Below are 19,454 nucleotides of genomic sequence, written 5' to 3' on the forward strand. Positions count from 1 at the left end.
CTCGTAACGGCGCGCGAGTCGTAACGGCACGGAAGTCGTAACGGCGCGGGCGCTGAATTCCGGCGGGTGTCAGTCCTCGGTGGCGCCCGCCGAACCGGACAGCCGCTCCCTGACCCGGTCCAGGACGTCCGCGTAACGGGCCTCGGTGCCGTGCCGGGTGGGTTCGTAGTAGCGGCGGTCGCGCAATTCGTCCGGCGCGTACTGCTGGGCCGCGATACCGCCGGGCACGTCGTGCGGGTACACATAGCCCTGCGCGTGCCCGAGCTTGGCGGCGCCCTTGTAATGGCCGTCGCGCAGATGCGCCGGTACGGGGCCGGCCTTGCCCGCCCGTACGTCCGCGAGCGCCGCGCCGATCGCGGTGGTGGCCGCGTTGGACTTCGGGGCGAGCGCCAGCGCGATGGTCGCGTGGCTCAGCGTCAGGGCGGCCTCGGGAAAGCCGATCATCGCCACGGCCTGCGCGGCGGCGACGGCGGTCGGCAGCGCCGTCGGGTCGGCGAGGCCGATGTCCTCGCTCGCGGAGATCATCAGGCGGCGCGCGATGAAGCGCGGGTCCTCGCCCGCGTCGATCATCCGGGCCAGATAGTGCAGCGCCGCGTCCACGTCGGAGCCGCGGATCGACTTGATCAGGGCGCTGGCGACGTCGTAATGCTGGTCACCGTCCCGGTCGTAGCGGACCGCGGCGCGGTCGACGGACTCCTCCAGGGTGGCCAGCGTCAGGGTGTCCTCGCCCTTGTCGAGCGCCGAGCCGACACCCGCCTCCAGGGCGGTCAGGGCGCGGCGGGCGTCGCCGCCGGCGATCCGCAGCAGGTGTTCCTCGGCGTCCTCGGGCAGCGTCACGGCGCCGCCGAGACCGCGCTCGTCGCTCACCGCGCGGCGCAGCACCCCGCGCAGGTCGTCGTCGGTGAGCGGCTCCAGCGTCAGCAGCAGCGAGCGGGACAGCAGCGGCGAGATCACCGAGAAGTACGGATTCTCGGTGGTGGCCGCGATGAGCGTGACCCAGCGGTTCTCCACGGCGGGCAGCAGGGAGTCCTGCTGGGCCTTGCTGAAGCGGTGGATCTCGTCGAGGAACAGCACCGTCTCGCGCTGGTAGGCGCCGGACTGGCGCTTGGCGCTCTCGATGACCGCGCGGACCTCCTTGACGCCCGCGGTGATCGCCGACAGTTCCACGAAGCGCTTGTCGGTGGCCTTGCTGACCACGTACGCGAGGGTCGTCTTGCCCGTGCCGGGCGGGCCCCACAGGATCACCGAGGAGGCGCCCGCCGGGCCGCCGCCGTCGGCCACCAGGCGGCGCAGCGGTGAGCCGGGGCGCAGCAGGTGCTGCTGCCCGACGACCTCGTCGAGGGTACGGGGCCGCATCCGTACGGCGAGCGGGCTGCTGCCCGGCTCCCGTTCCTGACGGTCCTCTGCGGCTGCGGTGAACAGATCTGGCTCCACGTCCAGCAGCCTAATTCGTGGGTCGGACACTCCGGTCCGCGGCGGCCGCGAGCAGCGCTTCGACCAGGCGCGGGTCGGTGGCGTTCTCCGGGTGCCACTGGACGCCGAGGGCGAAGCGGGCGCCCGGCACCTCGACGGCTTCCACGGTGCCGTCGTCCGCGTGCGCGGCGGCTTCCAGACCGGCGCCGAGGCGGTCCACCGCCTGGTGGTGGTACGTCGGTACGGTCTGCGGTCCCGGCAGGACGCGGGCCAGCAGGGTGCCGGGGACGGGGGTGACGCGGTGCTCGCCGAAGACGCCGGGCGTCGGGGCGTGGGCGTCGTGGCCGACGCGGTCGGGCAGGTGCTGGAGCAGGGTGCCGCCGTGCAGCACGTTCAGCAGTTGCATGCCGCGGCAGATGCCGAGCACAGGGGTGCCGCTGTCCAGCGCGGCGCGCAGCACGGCGGTCTCCCACGTGTCGCGCTCCGGCGCGGGCGGGCCGGTCCGCGGGTGCCGCGGCTGCCCGTAGTGTTCGGGCCCCACATCGGGGCCGCCCGCCACGATGACCGCGTCCATCCGGCCCACGGCCTCACCGGCCGCCTCCGCCACGTCGGGCGGCAGCAGCACCGCGACCCCGCCCGCCTCCCGCACCAGCCGCGGATACCCTGCGGGCAGCAGCACCGCCTCGGTGTCCCACACCCCCCAGCGCGCCCGCTCCAGATACGTGGTGATCCCGACCAAAGCCATGTGCCCTCCGGGCATTGGTTGCTGCGAGGACCTTAGCTCTCCCCTGCCGGGCGCCGCACCCAAAACTCCCGGCACCGCCGGACAACGTCTCGCATCCCGCCGCGGCGGCGGAACCAAGCGCGCCCCCGGGGTACAGACATCACCCGCCGGGCGGAGCCCGTCATGCGGTAGCCGCAGCCCGGCAGCATGCCGATCTTCTGTCCGCCGCGACGGCGGGGTCCGAGACGGCGCAGTCCGGCGGTGCCGTGCCGGGCCCGGCACGCGGTGAGCGCCGAGTCGGCGCGGGCCGGACAAAGCCGGAGTCAGGACAGGAAACCTCGCAGGAGCGAGGCCGTGGCGGAGGTGTGGGCGCGGGCGAGGGCTTCGGCGCGGGGGGCGTCGGGGGTGAGGACGGCGGCGGTCAGGGCGGCGTGCTGGGCCTGGGAGTGCTCGATGTTGCGGATCAGCATGGGGATGCCGTCGAGGAGTTCGTTGAGGCGGGCCCGGACGGCCGCGTACTGGCGGGCCAGGGACGGGGAGCCGGACAGCTCGGCCAGCGCGAGGTGGAAGAGGGTGTCGGCGCGCCGGTAGCCGTCGATGGCGGCGTCCCCGGTGTCCCGTAGCCGCGCCCGCAGCAACGCCGCGTCCGCGCCGGTGAGTCCGGCGCGGGCGCAGAGCCCGGCGGCGCCCACTTCCAGCACCTCGCGGAAGCGCAGCAGGTCCTCAAGACCGGCCGCGTCGACGGGCAGCCCCGCCCCGGGCGGCGGCGCGGCCCGTACGAAGGTGCCGCCCTGCCGCCCCCTGCGGCTCTCGATCAGGCCCTGTTCGTGCAGCACGCGCAGCGCCTCCCGCAGGGTGACCCGGCTGATCGCGAGCCGCCCGGCCAGATCCCGCTCGGCGGGCAGCCGGCCGCCGACCGGCACCAGCCCGAGCCGTACCACTTGGAGCAGCCGCTCCACCGCCTCCTCGAAGCCGTTGCCGCCGCGTACGGGCCGCAGCACCGTGCCGAGCGGATCGGCGGCGACCGCCGGTTCCGCGACCGCGCGCTCCGCCATGGGCGGGCCCCCTTCCCTTCAATGGTCCGTACCCATACCTTAAGTCTTCCGACCGATTCGAGAGGTCCCGCTGTGGCAGAACGCACTCCCCCGCTCACCGTCGACGCCCTGCGGTCGCTGGTGGCGGCGGGCGAGATCCACACCGTCGTGCTGGCCTTCACCGATATGCAGGGGCGCCTCCAGGGCAAGCGCTTCGCCGCCCCGTTCTTCCTCGACGAGGTGCTGGCGCACGGCTCCGAGGGCTGCAACTACCTGCTCGCCGTCGACATCGACCTCAACACCGTGGACGGCTACGCGATGTCGTCCTGGGAGCGGGGCTACGGCGACTTCGCGATGCGCCCCGACCCGTCCACGCTGCGCCGCGTCCCCTGGCAGGACGGCACCGCGCTGCTGCTGGCCGATCTGGCGTGGGAGGACGGCGGTCCGGTGGCCGCGTCGCCGCGGCAGATCCTGCGGCAGCAGCTCGACCGGCTGGCCGAGCGCGGGCTGACCGCCCATGTCGGCACCGAGCTGGAATTCCTGGTCTTCCGTGACACCTACGAGCGGGCCTGGGACAGCGGCTACCGCGGTCTGACCCCGGCCAATCAGTACAACGCCGACTACTCGGTACTGGCCACCGCCCGCGTCGAGCCGCTGCTGCGCCGGCTGCGTACGGAGATGGCGGGCGCCGGGCTGACCCCGGAGTCCGCCAAGGGCGAGTGCAACCTCGGCCAGCACGAGGTGGTGTTCCGCTACGACGAGGCGCTGACCACCTGCGACCAGCACAGCGTCTACAAGACCGGGGCCAAGGAGATCGCCGCCCAGGAGGGCATGGCGGTCACCTTCATGGCGAAGTTCGACGAGCGCGAGGGCAATTCCTGCCATGTCCATCTCTCGCTCCGCGACCGGGACGGCGTCCCGGCGATGGCCGACCCCGCGACCCACGGCTCCGCCCACACCTCCGATCCCGCCGCGATGTCCCCGCTGATGCGGCACTTCCTGGCGGGCCAGCTCGCCGCCCTGCGCGACTTCGCGCTGCTCTACGCGCCCAACATCAACTCCTACAAGCGCTTCCGCCCCGGCTCCTTCGCACCCACCGCCGTCGCCTGGGGCCGCGACAACCGCACCTGCGCGTTGCGCGTGGTCGGGCACGGCGCCTCGCTGCGGCTGGAGAACCGGGTGCCGGGCGGCGACGTCAATCCGTACCTGGCGGTCGCCGCGATGGTCGCGGCCGGACTGCACGGCATCGAGCGGGAGTTGGAGCTGCCCGAGCCCTGCACGGGCAACGCCTACACCGAGGCGTACGCACAAGTGCCCGGCTCGCTGCGGGAGGCCGCCGCGCTGTGGTCGGACAGCGCCTTGGCCGAGGCGGCGTTCGGCGCCGAGGTGGTGGCGCACTACGCGAACATGGCCCGGGTCGAGCAGCAGCAGTTCGACACCGCGGTCACCGACTGGGAGCGGTTCCGCTCCTTCGAGCGGATGTAGGGGGCGACGGCGGATGCGGGAGAGCCACGACGTACTGAATCCGGCGACCGAGGAGGTCATCGCGACGGTCCCGGCGACCTCGCCGGAGGGCGTGGACGCGGCGGTGGCCGCCGCGGTGCGGGCGCAGCACGCCTGGGCGGAACTGGCACCGGGCGAACGCGCCCGGCTGCTGCGGCGGTTCGCCGCCGAGGTCGACGCGCACCTGGAGGAGCTGGCACTGCTGGAGGTGCGGGAGGCCGGCCATACGGTGGGCAACGCCCGCTGGGAGGCGGGCAATGTCCGGGACCTGCTGGAGTACGCGGCCGGCGGCGTCGAACGTTTGACGGGTCGTCAGATCCCGGTCGCGGGCGGTATCGATCTGACCTTCCACGAACCGCTGGGCGTGGTCGGCGTCATCGTGCCGTGGAATTTCCCGATGCCGATCGCCGCCTGGGGCCTCGCCCCGGCCCTGGCCGCGGGCAACGCGGTGCTGCTCAAGCCGGCCGAGACCACCCCGCTGACCGCCCTGCGGCTGGCCGAACTCGCCCTGGCCGCCGGGCTGCCCGAGCATCTGTTCCAGGTGCTGCCGGGCGCGGGCCCGGTCGCCGGGGCGCGGCTGGTCGAGCACCCGGACGTACGGAAGATCGTCTTCACCGGTTCCACGGCGGTCGGCCGGCGGATCATGGAGCAGTGCGCCGCGCGGGTCAAACGGCTCACTCTCGAACTCGGCGGCAAGAGCCCGTCCGTCGTCTTCGCCGACGCCGACCTGGAGCGCGCCGCCGACCCGATGGCCTTCCTGGACAACGCGGGACAGGACTGCTGCGCCCGGACCAGGATCCTGGTGCAGCGGGACGTCCTCGACGAATTCACCGACCGGCTGGCGTCCGCCGTGCGCGCGGTCAAGGTCGGCGACCCGGCCGATCCGCAGACCGCGATGGGGCCGCTGATCTCGGCGGCGCAATTGGAGCGGGTCCGCGGCTACGTACCGGACGACCTGGGCCTGATCGCCCGCGGATCGGTGCCGGAGGGGCCCGGCTTCTGGTACCCGCCGACCGTCCTGCACCCGGCCGCCGCGCCGCTGCCGGCCGCGACCGAGGAGATCTTCGGCCCGGTGGCGATCGTGCTGCCCTTCGACGACGAGGCGGACGCGCTGCGGCTGGCGAACGCCACACCCTACGGCCTGTCCGGTTCGCTGTGGACCCGCGACCTGGGCCGCGCGCTGCGGCTGGCGCGCGGTGTCGCGGCGGGCAATCTGTCGGTCAACTCGCACAGCAGCGTGCGCTACTGGACGCCCTTCGGCGGCTTCAAGCAGTCCGGCCTCGGCCGGGAACTGGGCCCCGACGCGCTTGTCGCCTTCACCGAGACCAAGAACGTCTTCATCAGCACCGAGGAGTAGCAGCGCATGCCGGACACCACGCAGCAATCCGTGCCCGCCGCGGCGGACACCACCACCGGGCAGGCGGTCTGCCGGCGCCTGGTCGGGCGTACCGCCGTCGTGACCGGCGGCGGCAGCGGCATCGGCCTGGCGACCGCCCTGCGGTTCGCCTCCGAGGGTGCCCGGGTCGTCGTCGCCGACATCGACGCCGACAGCGGGCGGGCCGCAGCCGAGCGGACCGGCGGGATCTTCGTCGCCACCGACGTGACGGATCCGGACCAGGTCGAGGCGCTCTTCCGGGCCGCGCACGACACCTACGGCTCGGTCGACATCGCCTTCAACAACGCCGGGATCTCACCGCCCGACGACGACTCGATCCTGACCACCGGGCTGGACGCCTGGCGCAGGGTGCAGGAGGTCAATCTGACCTCGGTCTACCTGTGCTGCAAGGCCGCGCTGCCGTACATGCGCGCGCAGGGCAAGGGGTCGATCATCAACACCGCGTCCTTCGTGGCGGTGATGGGCGCGGCGACGTCGCAGATCTCCTACACCGCGTCCAAGGGCGGGGTGCTGGCGATGACCCGGGAGCTGGGTGTGCAGTTCGCGCGCGAGGGGATCCGGGTGAACGCGCTGTGCCCCGGGCCGGTCGACACCCCACTGCTGCGGGAGCTGTTCGCGAAGGACCCGGAGCGGGCGGCGCGGCGCCTGGTGCACATTCCGCTGGGGCGGTTCGCGGCGGCCGAGGAGATCGCCGCCGCCGTGGCCTTCCTCGCCAGCGACGACGCCGGTTTCGTCACGGCCGCCGAATTCCTGGTGGACGGCGGCATCTCCGGCGCCTACGTCACCCCGCTGTAGCCGCCCGGAACCGCGAACGCCGCCGCCCGGCATCGGGCGGCGGCGTTCCGCGTTCTGCGTTCGGTCTCGGACCGGCGTCCTCGGACCGGCGTCGTCGGACCGGCGTCGTCAGACCAGCGTCGTCAGACCAGCGTCTTCCAGTACGACCACCAGCGGGTCAGGATCAGCAGGATGATCACGCCGTACCAGAGCACGGGGACCACCCAGTGGAACTCCAGCACCGCGCTGCGCGCACCGTCCGGCACTTTGATGATCCGGTGCTTGATGTTGTGCACCAGCGTGTACCAGAAGGCGGCGATGGTCACCGTCCAGGCCAGGCAGCACCACAGGCAGAGCGAGCCGATGCTGTACAGCGACTGGTACTGGAGCCAGGTGACGAATCCGACGCCGAACAGGGTGCCGGCCTGGAGGCCGAGCCAGAACCAGGGGCGGTACCGGGCACCGGCGAAGATGCCCATGGCCACGCACAGCATGATCGGGTAGGCGATCAGACCGATCATCGGGTTCGGGAAGCCGAACGCGTGGGCCTGGTCGCTCTTCATGATGTTGCCGCAGGAGATGATCGGGTTCAGGCTGCACGCGGGCGTGTAATTGGGGTCTTCCAGCAGCTTGAACTTGTCATCGGTGATGACGAACGACGCGACGGTGCCGAGCAGCCCGCAGATCGCCAGCAGCCAGGTGAAGCCGCGGCCCGCTCCGATTTCCTGCACGGCCGGGCGTTCGTCGCCGCCGCCGTCCGTACGCGTCTCGTCCAACGCGGAAGTCGTCATGATCGCCGATCTCTTAGTCGTGGGGAGCGGGCACCCAACATTGTGCACCAGGGCGGTCAGGACTGGATAAGCCCTGCACGCCCCGGTACACGGAAGTGGACCCGACAGCACACGGACGAGGGATCAGGCGAGCCGCTCCTTGACGGTCGTCACGATCTCCTCCAGCCGGACCGGCGCCTGCTCGCCGCTGTCCAGGTCCTTGAGCTGGACGACGCCCTCGGCCAGGTCCCGCTCCCCCGCGACCAGCGCGAACCGCGCGCCGGAGCGGTTGGCGGCCTTCATGGCGGCCTTGAGCCCCTTGCCGCCGTACGCCAGGTCCGCCGCGACCCCGGCCTTGCGCAGCTCGGTGACCGTGCCGAACAGCACCCGCCGGGCCTCGTCGCCGAGCGGCACCCCGAAGACCGCGGTGGTCGCCGGGACGGCGGCCGTGACGCCCTCCGCCTCCAGCGCCAGCACCGTACGGTCCACGCCGAGCGCCCAGCCGACGGACGGCAGCGACGGGCCGCCGATCATCTCGGACAGGCCGTCGTAGCGCCCGCCGCCGCCGACCGCGGACTGCGAGCCGAGGCCGTCGTGGACGAATTCGAAGGTGGTGCGGGTGTAGTAGTCCAAGCCGCGCACCAGCTTCGGGTCGTCCTCGAAGGCCACGCCCTGTGCCCCGAGCAGCTCGCGCACCTCTTCGTGATACGCCTTGCACGCGTCGCACAGGTAGTCGCGCAGCATCGGCGCCCCGACCAGCTGCTTCTGTACGGCGTCGCGCTTGTCGTCCAGCACTCGCAGCGGATTGATCTCGATCCTGCGGCGGGTCTCCTCGTCCAGGTCGAGGCCGCGCAGGAAGCCCTGGAGCGCCTCCCGGTAGACCGGCCGGCACTCCTTGTCGCCCAGGCTGTTGAGCAGGATGCGGAAATTCCGCAGGCCCAGCGAGCGGTACGCCTGGTCGGCCAGCACGATCAGCTCGGCGTCGAGCACCGGGTCCTCGGCGCCGATCGCCTCGGCGCCGACCTGCGAGAAGTGGCGGTAGCGGCCCTTCTGCGGCCGCTCGTAGCGGTAGTACGAGCCGGAGTACCAGAGCTTGACCGGCAGATTGCCCAGCTTGTGGAGGTTGGCCTCCAGGGCCGCGCGCAGCACGGACGCGGTGCCCTCCGGGCGCAACGCCAGCTTGTCGCCGCCCTTGGTCTCGAAGGCGTACATCTCCTTGGAGACGATGTCGGTGGACTCACCGACACCGCGCGAGAACAGCTCCACATTCTCGAAGCCGGGGGTCTCGACGTAGCCGTATCCGGCGTTCCGCAGCGGCGCCGCGATGGCCTCGCGCACCGCGAGGAAGACCGCGGAGTCGGGCGGCAGCAGATCGTAGGTGCCCTTGGGGGCCTGGAACGTGCTCACAGCAGAAGTCGTCACAATCCTCGTCGCGGAGCCGGGTCTTCGGCTCCTTGGCCGCGGGCCGCCTCTCCCAGGAAGGGGTTGGTGGCACGCTCGCGGCCGATGGTCGTCTGGGGGCCGTGGCCGGAGAGCACCACGGTCGAGTCGTCGAGCGGCAGGCACACGCGGGCCAGCGACTCGTACAGCTCGGCCGTGGAGCCGCCGGGCAGGTCGGTGCGTCCGACGGAGCCGGCGAAGAGCAGGTCGCCGGAGAACAGCACCGACGGGATGTCGGCGGTCTCGGGCAGCCTGAACGTCACCGACCCCCTGGTATGGCCGGGCGCGTGCGCGACGGAGAACTCCAGACCTGCCACCGTCAGCGCGGCGCCGTCGGCCAGCTCCTTGACGTCGTCCGGCTCGCCGATGGTCAGCTCGCCCATCAGCGGCTGCCCGATGGCGCGGCCGAGCGCCTTCTCGGGGTCGCTGAGCATGTACCGGTCCTCCGGGTGGATCCAGGCGGGCACGTCGTGCGCGCCGCAGACCGGGACGACGGAGGCGACATGGTCGATGTGGCCGTGGCTCAGGACGACGGCGACGGGCTTGAGTCGGTGCTTGGCGAGTGTCTCCTCGACGCCCTGGACCGCGAGGTGGCCCGGGTCGATGATCACGCACTCCTCACCGGCGGCGGGGGCGACCACATAACAATTGGTGCCCCAGGCCCCGGCGGGGAACCCGGCAATGAGCACGTTCGTCCTTACGTCGTCCGCGGACCGTGGCGGTGTTCGTCGGTGATACGGCGGTGATGGCTCGGTGGTCATCGAGCCTACCGGCCGCGGCACCGCCGCCGCGAACTCGTATTGTGCCCTCATCGGACCGCGTGCGGACTGGACGGGGGACGCGCATACCGCGAAGATCTGCGGCACGCGCATTCACGTTCGAGGTGCCGGAACACAGTCCGCACACAGCATTGCACGGCACCACCCAGACACGACACAGACACGACCGGGAGACGGCGAAGTGGTCACCAAGGATCAGCGGCGGCGGCAGCTCGCCCGTGAGAAGTTCGAGCGGCAGCAGCAGCGACGGGTGCAGATGCGCCGCAAGTCGCGTACGCGCAATTCGGTGATCGCCGCCGTGCTCGCCGTGGTCGTCATCGGCGGCGGTACGGCCTGGGCAGCGGGCGCTTTCGACAGCAGCGACAGCAAGAAGAAGGACGACGCCGCGAATGCGGCGACCCCGTCCGCCTCGGCCTCCGCGTCCACCTCGCCGACGGCGAAGGCGCCGGACCCGTGCAACAAGGCGGCGGCAGGCAAGCCCAGCACCGCGCAGTGGAAGACCGAGCCGAAAATGGCGATCGACAAGAGCGCGAAATACACCTTCACGCTCCAGACCACGTGCGGTTCGATCCCGATCGCGCTGGACGCGGCGAAGGCCCCGGACACCGTGAATTCCTTCAAATTCCTCGCGGACAAGGGCTTCTTCGACCACTCCAAGTGCCACCGGCTGGTCACCAACGGCATTTACGTCCTTCAGTGCGGCGACCCCACGGGACAGGGCAACGGCGGACCCGGCTACACCATCCCGGACGAGAATCTGACCTCGCTGGGCAAGGCGGACGCGCAGGGCACCGTGACGTACCCGGCGGGCACCGTGGCGATGGCCAACACCGGCCAGCCGCACACCGGCGGCAGCCAGTTCTTCCTGGTCTACAAGGACAGTCCGCTGGCCCCGAGCTACACCCCGTTCGGCACGATCGACGCGGCCGGCCTGAAGGTGCTCACCAAGATCGCGGGCGCCGGTGAGTCCACCGGCCAGGGCGACGGAGCGCCGAACGCCACCGTGGTGATCGACAAGGCGACCGTCAGCAAATCCTGATTGGGCCCGCACCGGATGCGGACAGCCGGGGCGCTGGTCGCCTATGTTGGCGTTGGACCGGTCGGGGCGTGCGGCCCGGTCGGTGAAATTCTGTGGACGATGCCCGTGTGCCGCGAGCCGGCCGGGCATCACGTGGAGGAGGCGCTGTGAGCAGCGACCCGTGGGGCCGCGTCGATGAGACGGGGACCGTGTACGTGCGTACGGCCGACGGGGAGAAGGAGGTCGGTTCGTGGCAGGCGGGATCGCCCGATGAGGCGCTCGCGTACTTCGAGCGCAAGTACGAGGGGCTCGTCGTGGAGATCGGCCTCCTCGAACGGCGCGTCCGGACCACCGATCTCGCCCCGAAGGACGCGTTGACCGCGATCGAGCACCTGCGGGTCTCGGTCACCGAGGCGCACGCGGTGGGCGATCTGGCGGCGCTGGGCGAACGGCTGGACGCACTGGTGGCCCTGGTGGACTCCCGGCGCGAGGAGCGCAAGGCGGCCAGGGCCAAGCAGAGCGAAGAGGCCAAGGTCGCCAAGGAGCAGCTGGTCGCCGAGGCCGAGCAGCTCGCCGAGAGCGAGCAGTGGCGGACCGCCGGCGAGCGGCTGCGCGCGCTGGTGGACACCTGGAAGGGTCTGCCGCGTCTTGACCGCAAGGCCGACGACGAGCTGTGGCACCGCTTCAGCCACGCCCGTTCGGTGTTCTCCAAGCGCCGCAAGGCGCACTTCGCGTCGCTGGACGCGCAGCGCGAGGAGGCCAGGCGGACGAAGGAGAAGCTGGTCACCGAGGCGCAGTCGCTGTCGGGTTCCACGGACTGGGGGCCGACCGCAGCCCGCTACCGCGAGCTGATGTCGGACTGGAAGGCGGCCGGGCGCGCGCAGCGCGAGGCCGAGGACGACCTGTGGAACCGCTTCCGCGGCGCCCAGGACGTGTTCTTCGCCGCCCGGGCCGAGGTGTTCGCCGAGCGGGACTCCGAGCAGCGGGACAATCTCGCGCTCAAGGAGGAGCTGGTCGTCGAGGCGGAGAAGCTGCTGCCGGTGACGGACCTGAAGGCGGCGCGCGCGGCCTTCCGCTCGCTCAACGAGCGGTGGGAGGCGATCGGGCACGTGCCGCGGGACGCGCGGCCGCGGATCGAGGCGCGGATGCACGCCGTGGAGCGGGCACTGGCCGACTCCGAGGAAGCCGAGTGGCGGCGCACCAACCCGGAGGTCCGGGCCCGGGCGGCCGGTCTCACCGGTCAGCTCCAGGCGGCGGTCGACAAGCTCCAGTCGCAGATCGACGCGGCGCGTGCGGCCGGGAACACCGCGAAGGCCGACAAGCTCCAGTCCGAGCTGGCGGGCCGCCAGGCCCTGCTGGACGCGGCACTCAAGGGCATGGGCGAGTTCGGCGGCTGAGCCGGACGGACCGCATACGGCGGCCCCGGCGCGGACTTCGCGCCGGGGCCGCCGTATGCCTGCCCGTATATGTGCCCGTGTGCGCCCCCGTGTGTCCGCCTGTGCGCCGCCGTCAGCGCTGGCGGCCCGAGGTGACGCGGTACACGTCGTAGACGCCCTCGACGCCGCGGACGGCCTTCAGGACGTGACCCAGGTGCTTGGGGTCGCCCATCTCGAAGGTGAAGCGGGAGGTGGCGACCCGGTCGCGGGAGGTCTGGACGGCCGCGGACAGGATGTTGACGTGCTGGTCGGACAGCACCCGTGTGACGTCCGAGAGCAGCCGGGACCGGTCGAGCGCCTCGACCTGGATGGCGACCAGGAAGACCGAGGACTGGGTGGGCGCCCATTCGACCTCGATCATCCGCTCGGGCTGCTGCGAGAGGGAGTCCACGTTGACGCAGTCCGCGCGGTGCACCGAGACGCCGTTGCCGCGGGTCACGAAGCCGATGATCGGGTCGCCGGGCACGGGGGTGCAGCAGCGCGAGAGCTTGACCCACACATCGGTGGTGCCCTTGACGATGACGCCAGGATCGGCGTTGGCCCGCCGCTTGGTGCGGCCTTGCGTCGGGGTGGTGATCTCCGCGATGTCCTCGGTGGCGCCCTCCTCGCCGCCGAGCGCGTCGACCAGCTTCTGCACCACGGACTGCGCGGTGATGTGCCCCTCGCCGATCGCCGCGTACAGCGCGGAGATGTCGGGGTAGCGCATCTCGTGCGCGAGGGTGACCAGCGAGTCGCCGGTGAGCACCCGCTGGATCGGCAGATTCTGCTTGCGCATCGCGCGGGCGATGGCTTCCTTGCCCTGTTCGACGGCTTCCTCGCGGCGCTCCTTGGAGAACCAGGCGCGGATCTTGTTGCGGGCGCGCGGCGACTTGACGAAGCCGAGCCAGTCGCGGGACGGTCCTGCGCCCGCCGCCTTGGAGGTGAAGACCTCGACGGTGTCGCCGTTGTCCAGGGTGGACTCCAGCGGTACGAGGCGGCCGTTGACGCGTGCTCCTATCGTCCGGTGGCCGACCTCGGTGTGCACCGCGTAGGCGAAGTCCACCGGGGTGGCGCCGGCCGGCAGCGCTATCACGTCGCCCTTGGGCGTGAAGACGAAGACCTCGTTCTGCGAGAGGTCGAAGCGCAGCGACTCCAGGAATTCGCCGGGGTCCTCGGTCTCCTTCTGCCAGTCCAGCAGCTGGCGCAGCCACGCCATGTCGTTGACCGCGTCGTCCTTCTTGTCCGAACGCGGGCTGTCGGTACGGACCTTGGAGGCGCCGGCCACCGCTTCCTGCTTGTACTTCCAGTGCGCGGCGATGCCGTACTCGGCGCGGCGGTGCATGTCGAAGGTGCGGATCTGGAGTTCGACCGGCTTGCCGCTGGGCCCGATGACCGTCGTGTGCAGCGACTGGTACATGTTGAACTTGGGCATCGCGATGTAGTCCTTGAACCGGCCGGGGACCGGATTCCACCGCGCGTGGATGGTGCCGAGCGCCGCGTAGCAGTCGCGGACGGTGTCGACCAGGACGCGGATGCCCACCAGGTCGTAGATCTCCGCGAAGTCCCGGCCGCGGACGATCATCTTCTGGTAGACGCTGTAGTAGTGCTTGGGCCGGCCGGTGACGGTGGCCTTGATCCGGGCGGCGCGCAGGTCCTGCTGCACCTGGTCGGTGACGACGGCCAGGTACTCGTCGCGCTTGGGGGCGCGCTCGGCGACCAGCCGGACAATCTCGTCGTACATCTTGGGGTAGAGGATCGCGAAGGCGAGATCCTCCAGCTCCCACTTGATGGTGTTCATGCCCAGCCGGTGCGCCAGCGGGGCGTAGATCTCCAGCGTCTCGCGGGCCTTCTTCTCCTGCTTCTCCCGCTTGAGGTAGCGCATCGTGCGCATGTTGTGCAGCCGGTCGGCGAGCTTGATCACCAGGACACGGGGGTCCTTGGCCATCGCGACGACCATCTTGCGCACCGTCTCGGCCTGCGCGGCCTCGCCGAATTTGACCTTGTCCAGCTTGGTGACGCCGTCGACCAGCAGCGCCACCTGGTCGCCGAAGTCGCGGCGCAGCGCGTCCAGGCCGTACTCGGTGTCCTCGACGGTGTCGTGCAGCAGCCCGGCCATCAGCGTGGCCGGGTCCATGCCCAGCTCGGCGAGGATCGTGGTGACGGCCAGCGGATGCGTGATGTACGGGTCGCCGCTCTTGCGCTTCTGCCCGCGGTGCCAGCGCTCGGCGACCTGGTAGGCCCGCTCGATCTGCCGCAGCTGCGCGCTGTCGCCCTTCGGGTCGTTGCCGCGGACGACCCGCAGCAGCGGTTCGAGTACCGGGTTGTACGGGCTGGAGCGCTGGACGCCGAGCCGCGCGAGGCGGGCGCGGACGCGGCTGGAGGAGGCTCCCGGGCGGGTCGGCGCGACGCTGCCGGGCGTGCGGACCGGGCGCACGGCGGGCGCGACGGGCTGCGGCGGGGCGGGCTTCGGGGGCGCCTTCGCGGGGACGGGAGCGGTGTTCCGGCTGTCGGCGGACGTCCCGCTGCCGCCGGCGGACGGTTCGTTGCCGCCCGCGGCGTCGAGTGGCTGGGCCTGGTCTGGCAAGAGCACTCCTCACGCGGGGTAGAGGACCCATGGTATCGACCTGCGGCGAAAGGCGGGCGCCCGGACGTTCCGGGCGCCCGCCTCAGGACGCTGCGAGGGGCCGTACGCGGCCGTGGAAGGGCCCGCCGCGCCCGTACGGCGCACGGGTGTCCAACGGGCGTCCGACCGGCGCCGAGGGGCCGCGAACGGGCCCAGGAGGGCCCAGGAGGGCTCGGACGGGCCTTGGCGGCCCCGGTGAGGGGCTCCGGCGGGGTCAGACGGCGACGAGCGTGTCCAGCGGCGCGCCGTCCAGCGCAGGGGCCAGCCGCTCCCGGCCACCGAGGAAGCCCAGCTCCAGCAGCACGGCGACACCCGCGACGGTCGCGCCGGCCCGCCGGATCAGCTCCAGCGACGCCTCCGCGGTGCCGCCGGTGGCCAGTACGTCGTCGATCACCAGCACCCGGTCGCCCGCGGCGAAGGCGTCGGTCTGCACCTCGATCTCGGCGGTGCCGTACTCCAGCTCGTACGACTGCGCCAGGGTCTTTCCGGGCAGCTTGCCCGCCTTGCGGACGGGGACGAAGCCGATGCCGGCGCGGGCGGCGGCCGGGGCGGCCAGGATGAAGCCGCGGGCTTCGAGGCCGACGACCTTGGTGGCGCCGTGCCGGTCCGCGAGGGCGGCGAGCGCGTCCACCAGCGCGCCGAAGGCGGCCGGGTCGGCCAGCAGCGGGGTGATGTCCTTGAAGACCACCCCGGGCTGCGGGTAGTCGGGGACGTCGCGGATGCGGCCGAGCAGCAGTTCCCGGAGTTCGGCGGAGGCTGCTTCCGTGGTGGTCATCGCACTGCTTTCGTTTTCCGTCGGTGGTCGCTGCACATCATGCCCGACACAAGCCAAGCGCCGCCGCCCCGGTCCGTGGGACCGGGGCGGCGGCGCGGTGCGGTCAGCGGCGCTTGCCCGAGGGGCGGCCGCGCCCGCCGCGGTTGTTGCGGTTCGCGGCCGAGCCGCGGGTGCCGGTGGAGCGGCTGCCGGACGGGGCGCCCTGGGCCCGCTGGCCCACCACGCCCGCACCGGCGGCCGCTGCCTCGGCCTCGTCGTCGGGGTCGGCGCCCTCGCCGTCCTCCGGCGCGTCCGGGTCCTCGCCGCGCTCGGCCGCCTCGGCGGCCTTCGCCGCGTCGGCGGCGCGCCTGGCCAGCACCCGCTTGCGCACCTGCTTCATGGCCGGCTCGCGCTCCTTGAGGTCCGCGACGATCGGGGTCGCGATGAAGATCGAGGAGTACGCACCGGCGCTGAGGCCGACGAACAGCGCGAGCGCGATGTCGTTGAGCATGCCGGCGCCGAGGATGCCGCCACCGATGAAGAGCAGCGCGGCGACCGGCAGCAGCGCGACGACCGTGGTGTTGATGGACCGCACCAGGGTGCCGTTGAGGCTGCGGTTGGCCAGCTCGCTGTAGGTGGACTTGTTCTGCTTGGTGATGTCCTTGGTGGCTTCCTTGAGACCGTCGAAGACGACGACGGTGTCGTAGAGGGAGTAACCGAGGATGGTGAGCAGACCGATCACGGTGCCCGGAGTGACCTCGAAGCCCACGATCGCGTAGACGCCGGTGGTGATCGTGAGGTCGTGGAGCAGGGCGATCAGCGCAGCGATGGCCTTGCGCCACTCGAAGGCGATGGCGAGGTAGGCGACCACCAGGACCAGGAAGATGATCAGACCTTCCAGGGCCTTCTGGGAGATCTCCTTGCCCCAGCTCGGGCCGACGATCTCCGCGTCGATCTTCGCCTTGGGGATCTTCAGCTCGTCGGAGATGTTCTGCTGGACTTCCTTGGACGCGTCCGTGGAGATGTCGCTGACCTGGATCCGCAGGCTGCCGTTGCCGAGCTTCTGGATCGTGGCGTCGTGGCCGCCGGTGTGGCCGTCGATCTTGCTCTGCGCGTCCGAGACCGAGATTCCGACGTTCTTGGGCGTGGTGAAGACCGCGCCGCCGGAGAACTCGATGCCGAGCTTGAGGCCGTTCACCGCGAGACCGACGATCGCGACGACCGTGATCAGGATCGACACGCCGTACCAGATCCTGCGGTGGCCGACGAAGTCGTACGCGATCTCGCCCCGGTGCAGCCGGTGACCGAGATTGCCGAGCTTGGACATCAGGCTTCCTTCGTCTCGGTGGCGGGCCGGTTGTGGCGCACGCTGCGGCGCAGCGGTGCCTTGACGCCGAGCGCCTTGGGGTCGAGACCGGACCACTTGTGGCCTCGGGCGAAGAACGGGCGGCGGGCGAGGATCGTCATCAGCGGCTTGGTGAACAGGAACACCACGACGACGTCGAGCACGGTGGTCAGGCCGAGCGTGAACGCGAAGCCCTGGACCTTGCCGACGGTCACGACGAACAGCACGGCGGCGGCGAGGAAGGACACGAAGTCCGACACCAGGATGGTGCGCCGGGCGCGCGGCCAGCCGCGGGCGACGGCGGGCTGCAGCGAGCGGCCCTCCCGCAGCTCGTCCCTGATCCGTTCGAAGAAGACGATGAAGGAGTCGGCGGTGATACCGATGGCCACGATGGCACCGCAGACCGCCGGCAGGTTCAGCGCGAATCCGATCGCCTCACCGAGCAGACACATGATCGTGTAGGTGAGCGCGGCCGAGACCAGGAGGCTGGCCACCGCGACCATGCTCAGGCCCCGGTAGTAGGCCAGCATGTAGAGCACGACCAGCGCGAGGCCGACGGCGCCGGCGATCAGACCGCCGCGCAGCTGCTCGCCGCCGAGCGCGGCCGAGACCGTGGTCTTGTCGGAGATGTTGAACGCCAGCGGCAGCGAGCCGTACTTCAGCACGTTCGCCAGGTCCTCGGCGGACTTCTGGGTGAAGCTGCCGGAGATCTGGGCGCTGCCGCCGGTCAGGGCGTAGGAGACCGACGGGGCCGAGACGACGTTGCCGTCCAGGTCGATCGCGAACTGGTTGTTCGGCGCGGACTGCGAGGCGAGGTCACCGGTGACCTTGGTGAACTGGCTGGCGCCCTTGGAGTCGAAGTTCAGGTTGACGACCCAGCCGTTGCCCTGCTGCGAGTCGAAGTTGGCGCTGGCGCCGGAGACCCGCTTGCCGTCGATCAGCGTCGGGCCGAGCGCGTACTTGATCCACGTCTTGTCCTGCTGACCGCAGGCGACGACCTTGTCGGTGGCCTTGACGCCCTCGCTGGCGGCGGTGCGCTGCTTGGGGTCGGTGCAGTCCAGCTTGTCGAGCTTCGCCTGGAGGTCGGCGGGGATCGACACGTCGGAGGTGCCGGTGCTCGGCGTGGTGGCCGGGGCGCTGGGCGTCGCGGTGGGCGTCGGCGTCGGCGCCTTGTTCACGTTCGACTTCAGCGCGTCGGTGACGGCGCGGCCCTGCGGGGTGCCCGTTCCGGTCGCCGTGGTGGTCGGCGTGGAGCTGGCCTTGCCTGTGGGCGTGGAACTGGCCTTGCCGCTCGGCGTGGAGCTGGGGCTGCCGGTGGGAGTGCCGGTCGGGCTGGCCGACGGGGTGGGCGTGCCCGCCGCCTTGGGGTCGCCGTTCGCCGCGGTCAGCACCTGGCGGAAGGCGAGCTGGGCGGTGGTGCCGACCTGCTGCTCCGCCTGGTCGGCGTTGGTGCCCTTGGGGATGTTGACGATGATGTTCTTCGATCCCTGGGTCTGCACCTCCGCCTCGGAGACACCGAGTCCGTTGACCCGGCGGTTGATGATGTCCACCGCCGTGTTCATGTTGGACTTGGTGACCGCGCCGCCCTGGTTGTTCTTGGCGGTCAGCGTGATGCTGACACCACCTGCCAGGTCGATGCCCAGCCGGGGAGTGGTGTTGCCGGAGAGGAACATCCCTCCGGTCAGCGCCACCAGGGCGATCAGGATCACGGCCAGAGCGCGCCCCGGGTATCCCTGACTCCCCGGGGACGGCCTGCGGCCCTTCTTGGGTGCTGCCACCTTCTTGTTTCTCCCTGTCCTACCGCCCCCGAGCCTGCGCGCTCCTGGGGTGGCGCCGAAGTTGTGAGAGCCGGACCCTGCCTACTTGGACGTGGAGTCGGAGTCGTCCTGCCCCGGCGCGTCCTCGGTCTTGCTCAGATCGATGCGCTGTTCACCCGAGTCGTCGGCGTCGTCCTTCGGCGCGGCATCCCCGGTAGCCGCGTCCGCCGTGACGTCGCCGTCCTCGCCCTCGATGCCGTCGGACTCGGTCTCGATCTCCTCCGGCTCGATCCCGTGCACGATCCGGTTGAACTCCTCTTCGGCCAGCACCGCGCCGATGGCGTTCTTCGCGAAGTGTGCGTGCACCCCGTCCGTCAGCTCCAGGAGCACCGTCTCGTCGTTCACTTCCTTCACCACGGCGTACATCCCGCCGATGGTGCGGACGCCCGTGCCGGGCTCCATCTGGCTGCGCATCTCGCTGGCCTGGCGCTGCTTGTTCTTGGCCGACCGCGTCATCATGAACATGACGCCGACAATCAGGACCAAGGGGAGGAGAGTGACGATACTCACGGTCTGGACGTTCCTTCGCACGGCCAACGGTGCTGGCCTGGGTTTCGGGATGTGGGTGCCGATCCGGAGGAAGGGCGTCGGCGGAGTCTAAGCGCTGGCTCGCCGCCTGAACAACGCCAAGCATGGCACTGGGGTTCCT

16 protein-coding genes are annotated in these 19,454 nt (G+C 71.3%); 5 read left to right on the forward strand and 11 right to left on the reverse strand.

The features are described from left to right. Positions 1-69: 69 nt before the first annotated feature. From BM076_RS09010 to BM076_RS09020, 3 genes are all read right to left on the reverse strand, one after another. Positions 70-1,434: a replication-associated recombination protein A gene (locus BM076_RS09010; protein ID WP_093712896.1), complete on the reverse strand. Its 1,365-nt coding sequence runs from the start codon at positions 1,432-1,434 to the stop codon at positions 70-72. Between the two features lie 10 nt (positions 1,435-1,444). After that, on the reverse strand, positions 1,445-2,158 hold the full coding sequence (locus tag BM076_RS09015; RefSeq protein WP_322934715.1) for a gamma-glutamyl-gamma-aminobutyrate hydrolase family protein: 714 nt from the start codon (positions 2,156-2,158) through the stop codon (positions 1,445-1,447). A gap of 302 nt (positions 2,159-2,460) precedes the next feature. Further along, positions 2,461-3,192, reverse strand: coding sequence for a FadR/GntR family transcriptional regulator (locus tag BM076_RS09020; RefSeq protein WP_093712898.1), 732 nt, complete (start codon positions 3,190-3,192; stop codon positions 2,461-2,463). A gap of 72 nt (positions 3,193-3,264) precedes the next feature. On the opposite strand from BM076_RS09020, the gene BM076_RS09025 reads away from it, so the two are divergent. From BM076_RS09025 to BM076_RS09035, 3 genes are read left to right on the forward strand one after another with little or no spacing between them, the layout of a single operon-like run. After that, a complete protein-coding gene (locus tag BM076_RS09025; protein WP_093712899.1) occupies positions 3,265-4,656 on the forward strand; it encodes a glutamine synthetase family protein in 1,392 nt (463 codons plus the stop codon). Positions 4,657-4,669: 13 nt separating this feature from the next. Beyond that, entirely contained in the window at positions 4,670-6,031 is a 1,362-nt protein-coding gene (locus tag BM076_RS09030; RefSeq protein ID WP_093712900.1) for an aldehyde dehydrogenase family protein, read from the forward strand. 6 nt (positions 6,032-6,037) lie between these two features. Beyond that, positions 6,038-6,865 (forward strand): 3-oxoacyl-ACP reductase, encoded by an 828-nt coding sequence (locus tag BM076_RS09035; RefSeq protein WP_093712901.1) that lies wholly within the window; start codon positions 6,038-6,040, stop codon positions 6,863-6,865. Between the two features lie 122 nt (positions 6,866-6,987). Here BM076_RS09035 and BM076_RS09040 read toward each other — a convergent pair whose 3' ends face one another. The 3 genes from BM076_RS09040 to BM076_RS09050 all read right to left on the reverse strand — a co-directional run bounded on the left by BM076_RS09040 (position 6,988) and on the right by BM076_RS09050 (position 9,743). After that, a complete protein-coding gene (locus BM076_RS09040) occupies positions 6,988-7,635 on the reverse strand; it encodes a vitamin K epoxide reductase family protein (RefSeq protein ID WP_093712902.1) in 648 nt (215 codons plus the stop codon). A gap of 123 nt (positions 7,636-7,758) precedes the next feature. Next, positions 7,759-9,021, reverse strand: a complete 1,263-nt coding sequence (gene hisS, locus BM076_RS09045; RefSeq protein ID WP_093712903.1) for a histidine--tRNA ligase — start codon at positions 9,019-9,021, stop codon at positions 7,759-7,761. 11 nt (positions 9,022-9,032) lie between these two features. Beyond that, positions 9,033-9,743: an MBL fold metallo-hydrolase gene (locus tag BM076_RS09050; RefSeq protein WP_093712904.1), complete on the reverse strand. Its 711-nt coding sequence runs from the start codon at positions 9,741-9,743 to the stop codon at positions 9,033-9,035. Between the two features lie 271 nt (positions 9,744-10,014). Between BM076_RS09050 and BM076_RS09055 the strand changes: the two genes are divergently transcribed. Together BM076_RS09055 and BM076_RS09060 are read left to right on the forward strand one after the other, a co-directional pair. Further along, complete coding sequence (locus tag BM076_RS09055; protein ID WP_093712905.1) at positions 10,015-10,872, forward strand: peptidylprolyl isomerase; 858 nt, start codon at positions 10,015-10,017, stop codon at positions 10,870-10,872. A 146-nt stretch (positions 10,873-11,018) separates the two neighbouring features. After that, positions 11,019-12,248 carry a DUF349 domain-containing protein gene (locus BM076_RS09060; protein WP_093712906.1) on the forward strand — a complete coding sequence of 410 codons (1,230 nt, stop codon included), beginning with the start codon at positions 11,019-11,021 and terminating at the stop codon, positions 12,246-12,248. Positions 12,249-12,360: 112 nt separating this feature from the next. On the opposite strand, the gene BM076_RS09065 is transcribed toward BM076_RS09060, so the two are convergent. The 5 genes from BM076_RS09065 to yajC form a co-directional block, all read right to left on the reverse strand. Then, on the reverse strand, positions 12,361-14,700 hold the full coding sequence (locus BM076_RS09065) for a RelA/SpoT family protein (protein ID WP_245795920.1): 2,340 nt from the start codon (positions 14,698-14,700) through the stop codon (positions 12,361-12,363). 403 nt (positions 14,701-15,103) lie between these two features. After that, positions 15,104-15,664, reverse strand: coding sequence for an adenine phosphoribosyltransferase (locus BM076_RS09070; RefSeq protein WP_093712908.1), 561 nt, complete (start codon positions 15,662-15,664; stop codon positions 15,104-15,106). Positions 15,665-15,767: 103 nt separating this feature from the next. Then, the gene (gene secF, locus BM076_RS09075; RefSeq protein WP_093712909.1) at positions 15,768-16,970 is read right to left on the reverse strand and encodes a protein translocase subunit SecF; all 1,203 of its coding nucleotides are present in this window, start codon (positions 16,968-16,970) and stop codon (positions 15,768-15,770) included. Further along, positions 16,970-18,766: a protein translocase subunit SecD gene (gene secD / locus BM076_RS09080; protein WP_093712910.1), complete on the reverse strand. Its 1,797-nt coding sequence runs from the start codon at positions 18,764-18,766 to the stop codon at positions 16,970-16,972. The genes secF and secD overlap by 1 nt, the downstream gene beginning before the upstream one ends. A gap of 81 nt (positions 18,767-18,847) precedes the next feature. After that, positions 18,848-19,315, reverse strand: a complete 468-nt coding sequence (gene yajC / locus BM076_RS09085; RefSeq protein ID WP_093712911.1) for a preprotein translocase subunit YajC — start codon at positions 19,313-19,315, stop codon at positions 18,848-18,850. Between the last annotated feature and the right edge of the window lie 139 nt (positions 19,316-19,454).

Source organism: Actinacidiphila alni, from assembly GCF_900112845.1.
GTDB classification, from domain to species: domain Bacteria; phylum Actinomycetota; class Actinomycetes; order Streptomycetales; family Streptomycetaceae; genus Actinacidiphila; species Actinacidiphila alni.

Bases quoted from the DNA above. Each gene is read 5' to 3' on its own strand.
- BM076_RS09035 (WP_093712901.1), top strand. From the start codon at position 6,038: ATGCCGGACACCACGCAGCAATCCGTGCCCGCCGCGGCGGACACCACC.
- BM076_RS09020 (WP_093712898.1), bottom strand. From the start codon at position 3,192: ATGGCGGAGCGCGCGGTCGCGGAACCGGCGGTCGCCGCCGATCCGCTC.
- BM076_RS09030 (WP_093712900.1), top strand. From the start codon at position 4,670: ATGCGGGAGAGCCACGACGTACTGAATCCGGCGACCGAGGAGGTCATC.
- BM076_RS09040 (WP_093712902.1), bottom strand. From the start codon at position 7,635: ATGACGACTTCCGCGTTGGACGAGACGCGTACGGACGGCGGCGGCGAC.
- secF (WP_093712909.1), bottom strand. From the start codon at position 16,970: ATGTCCAAGCTCGGCAATCTCGGTCACCGGCTGCACCGGGGCGAGATC.
- BM076_RS09015 (WP_322934715.1), bottom strand. From the start codon at position 2,158: ATGGCTTTGGTCGGGATCACCACGTATCTGGAGCGGGCGCGCTGGGGG.
- BM076_RS09070 (WP_093712908.1), bottom strand. From the start codon at position 15,664: ATGACCACCACGGAAGCAGCCTCCGCCGAACTCCGGGAACTGCTGCTC.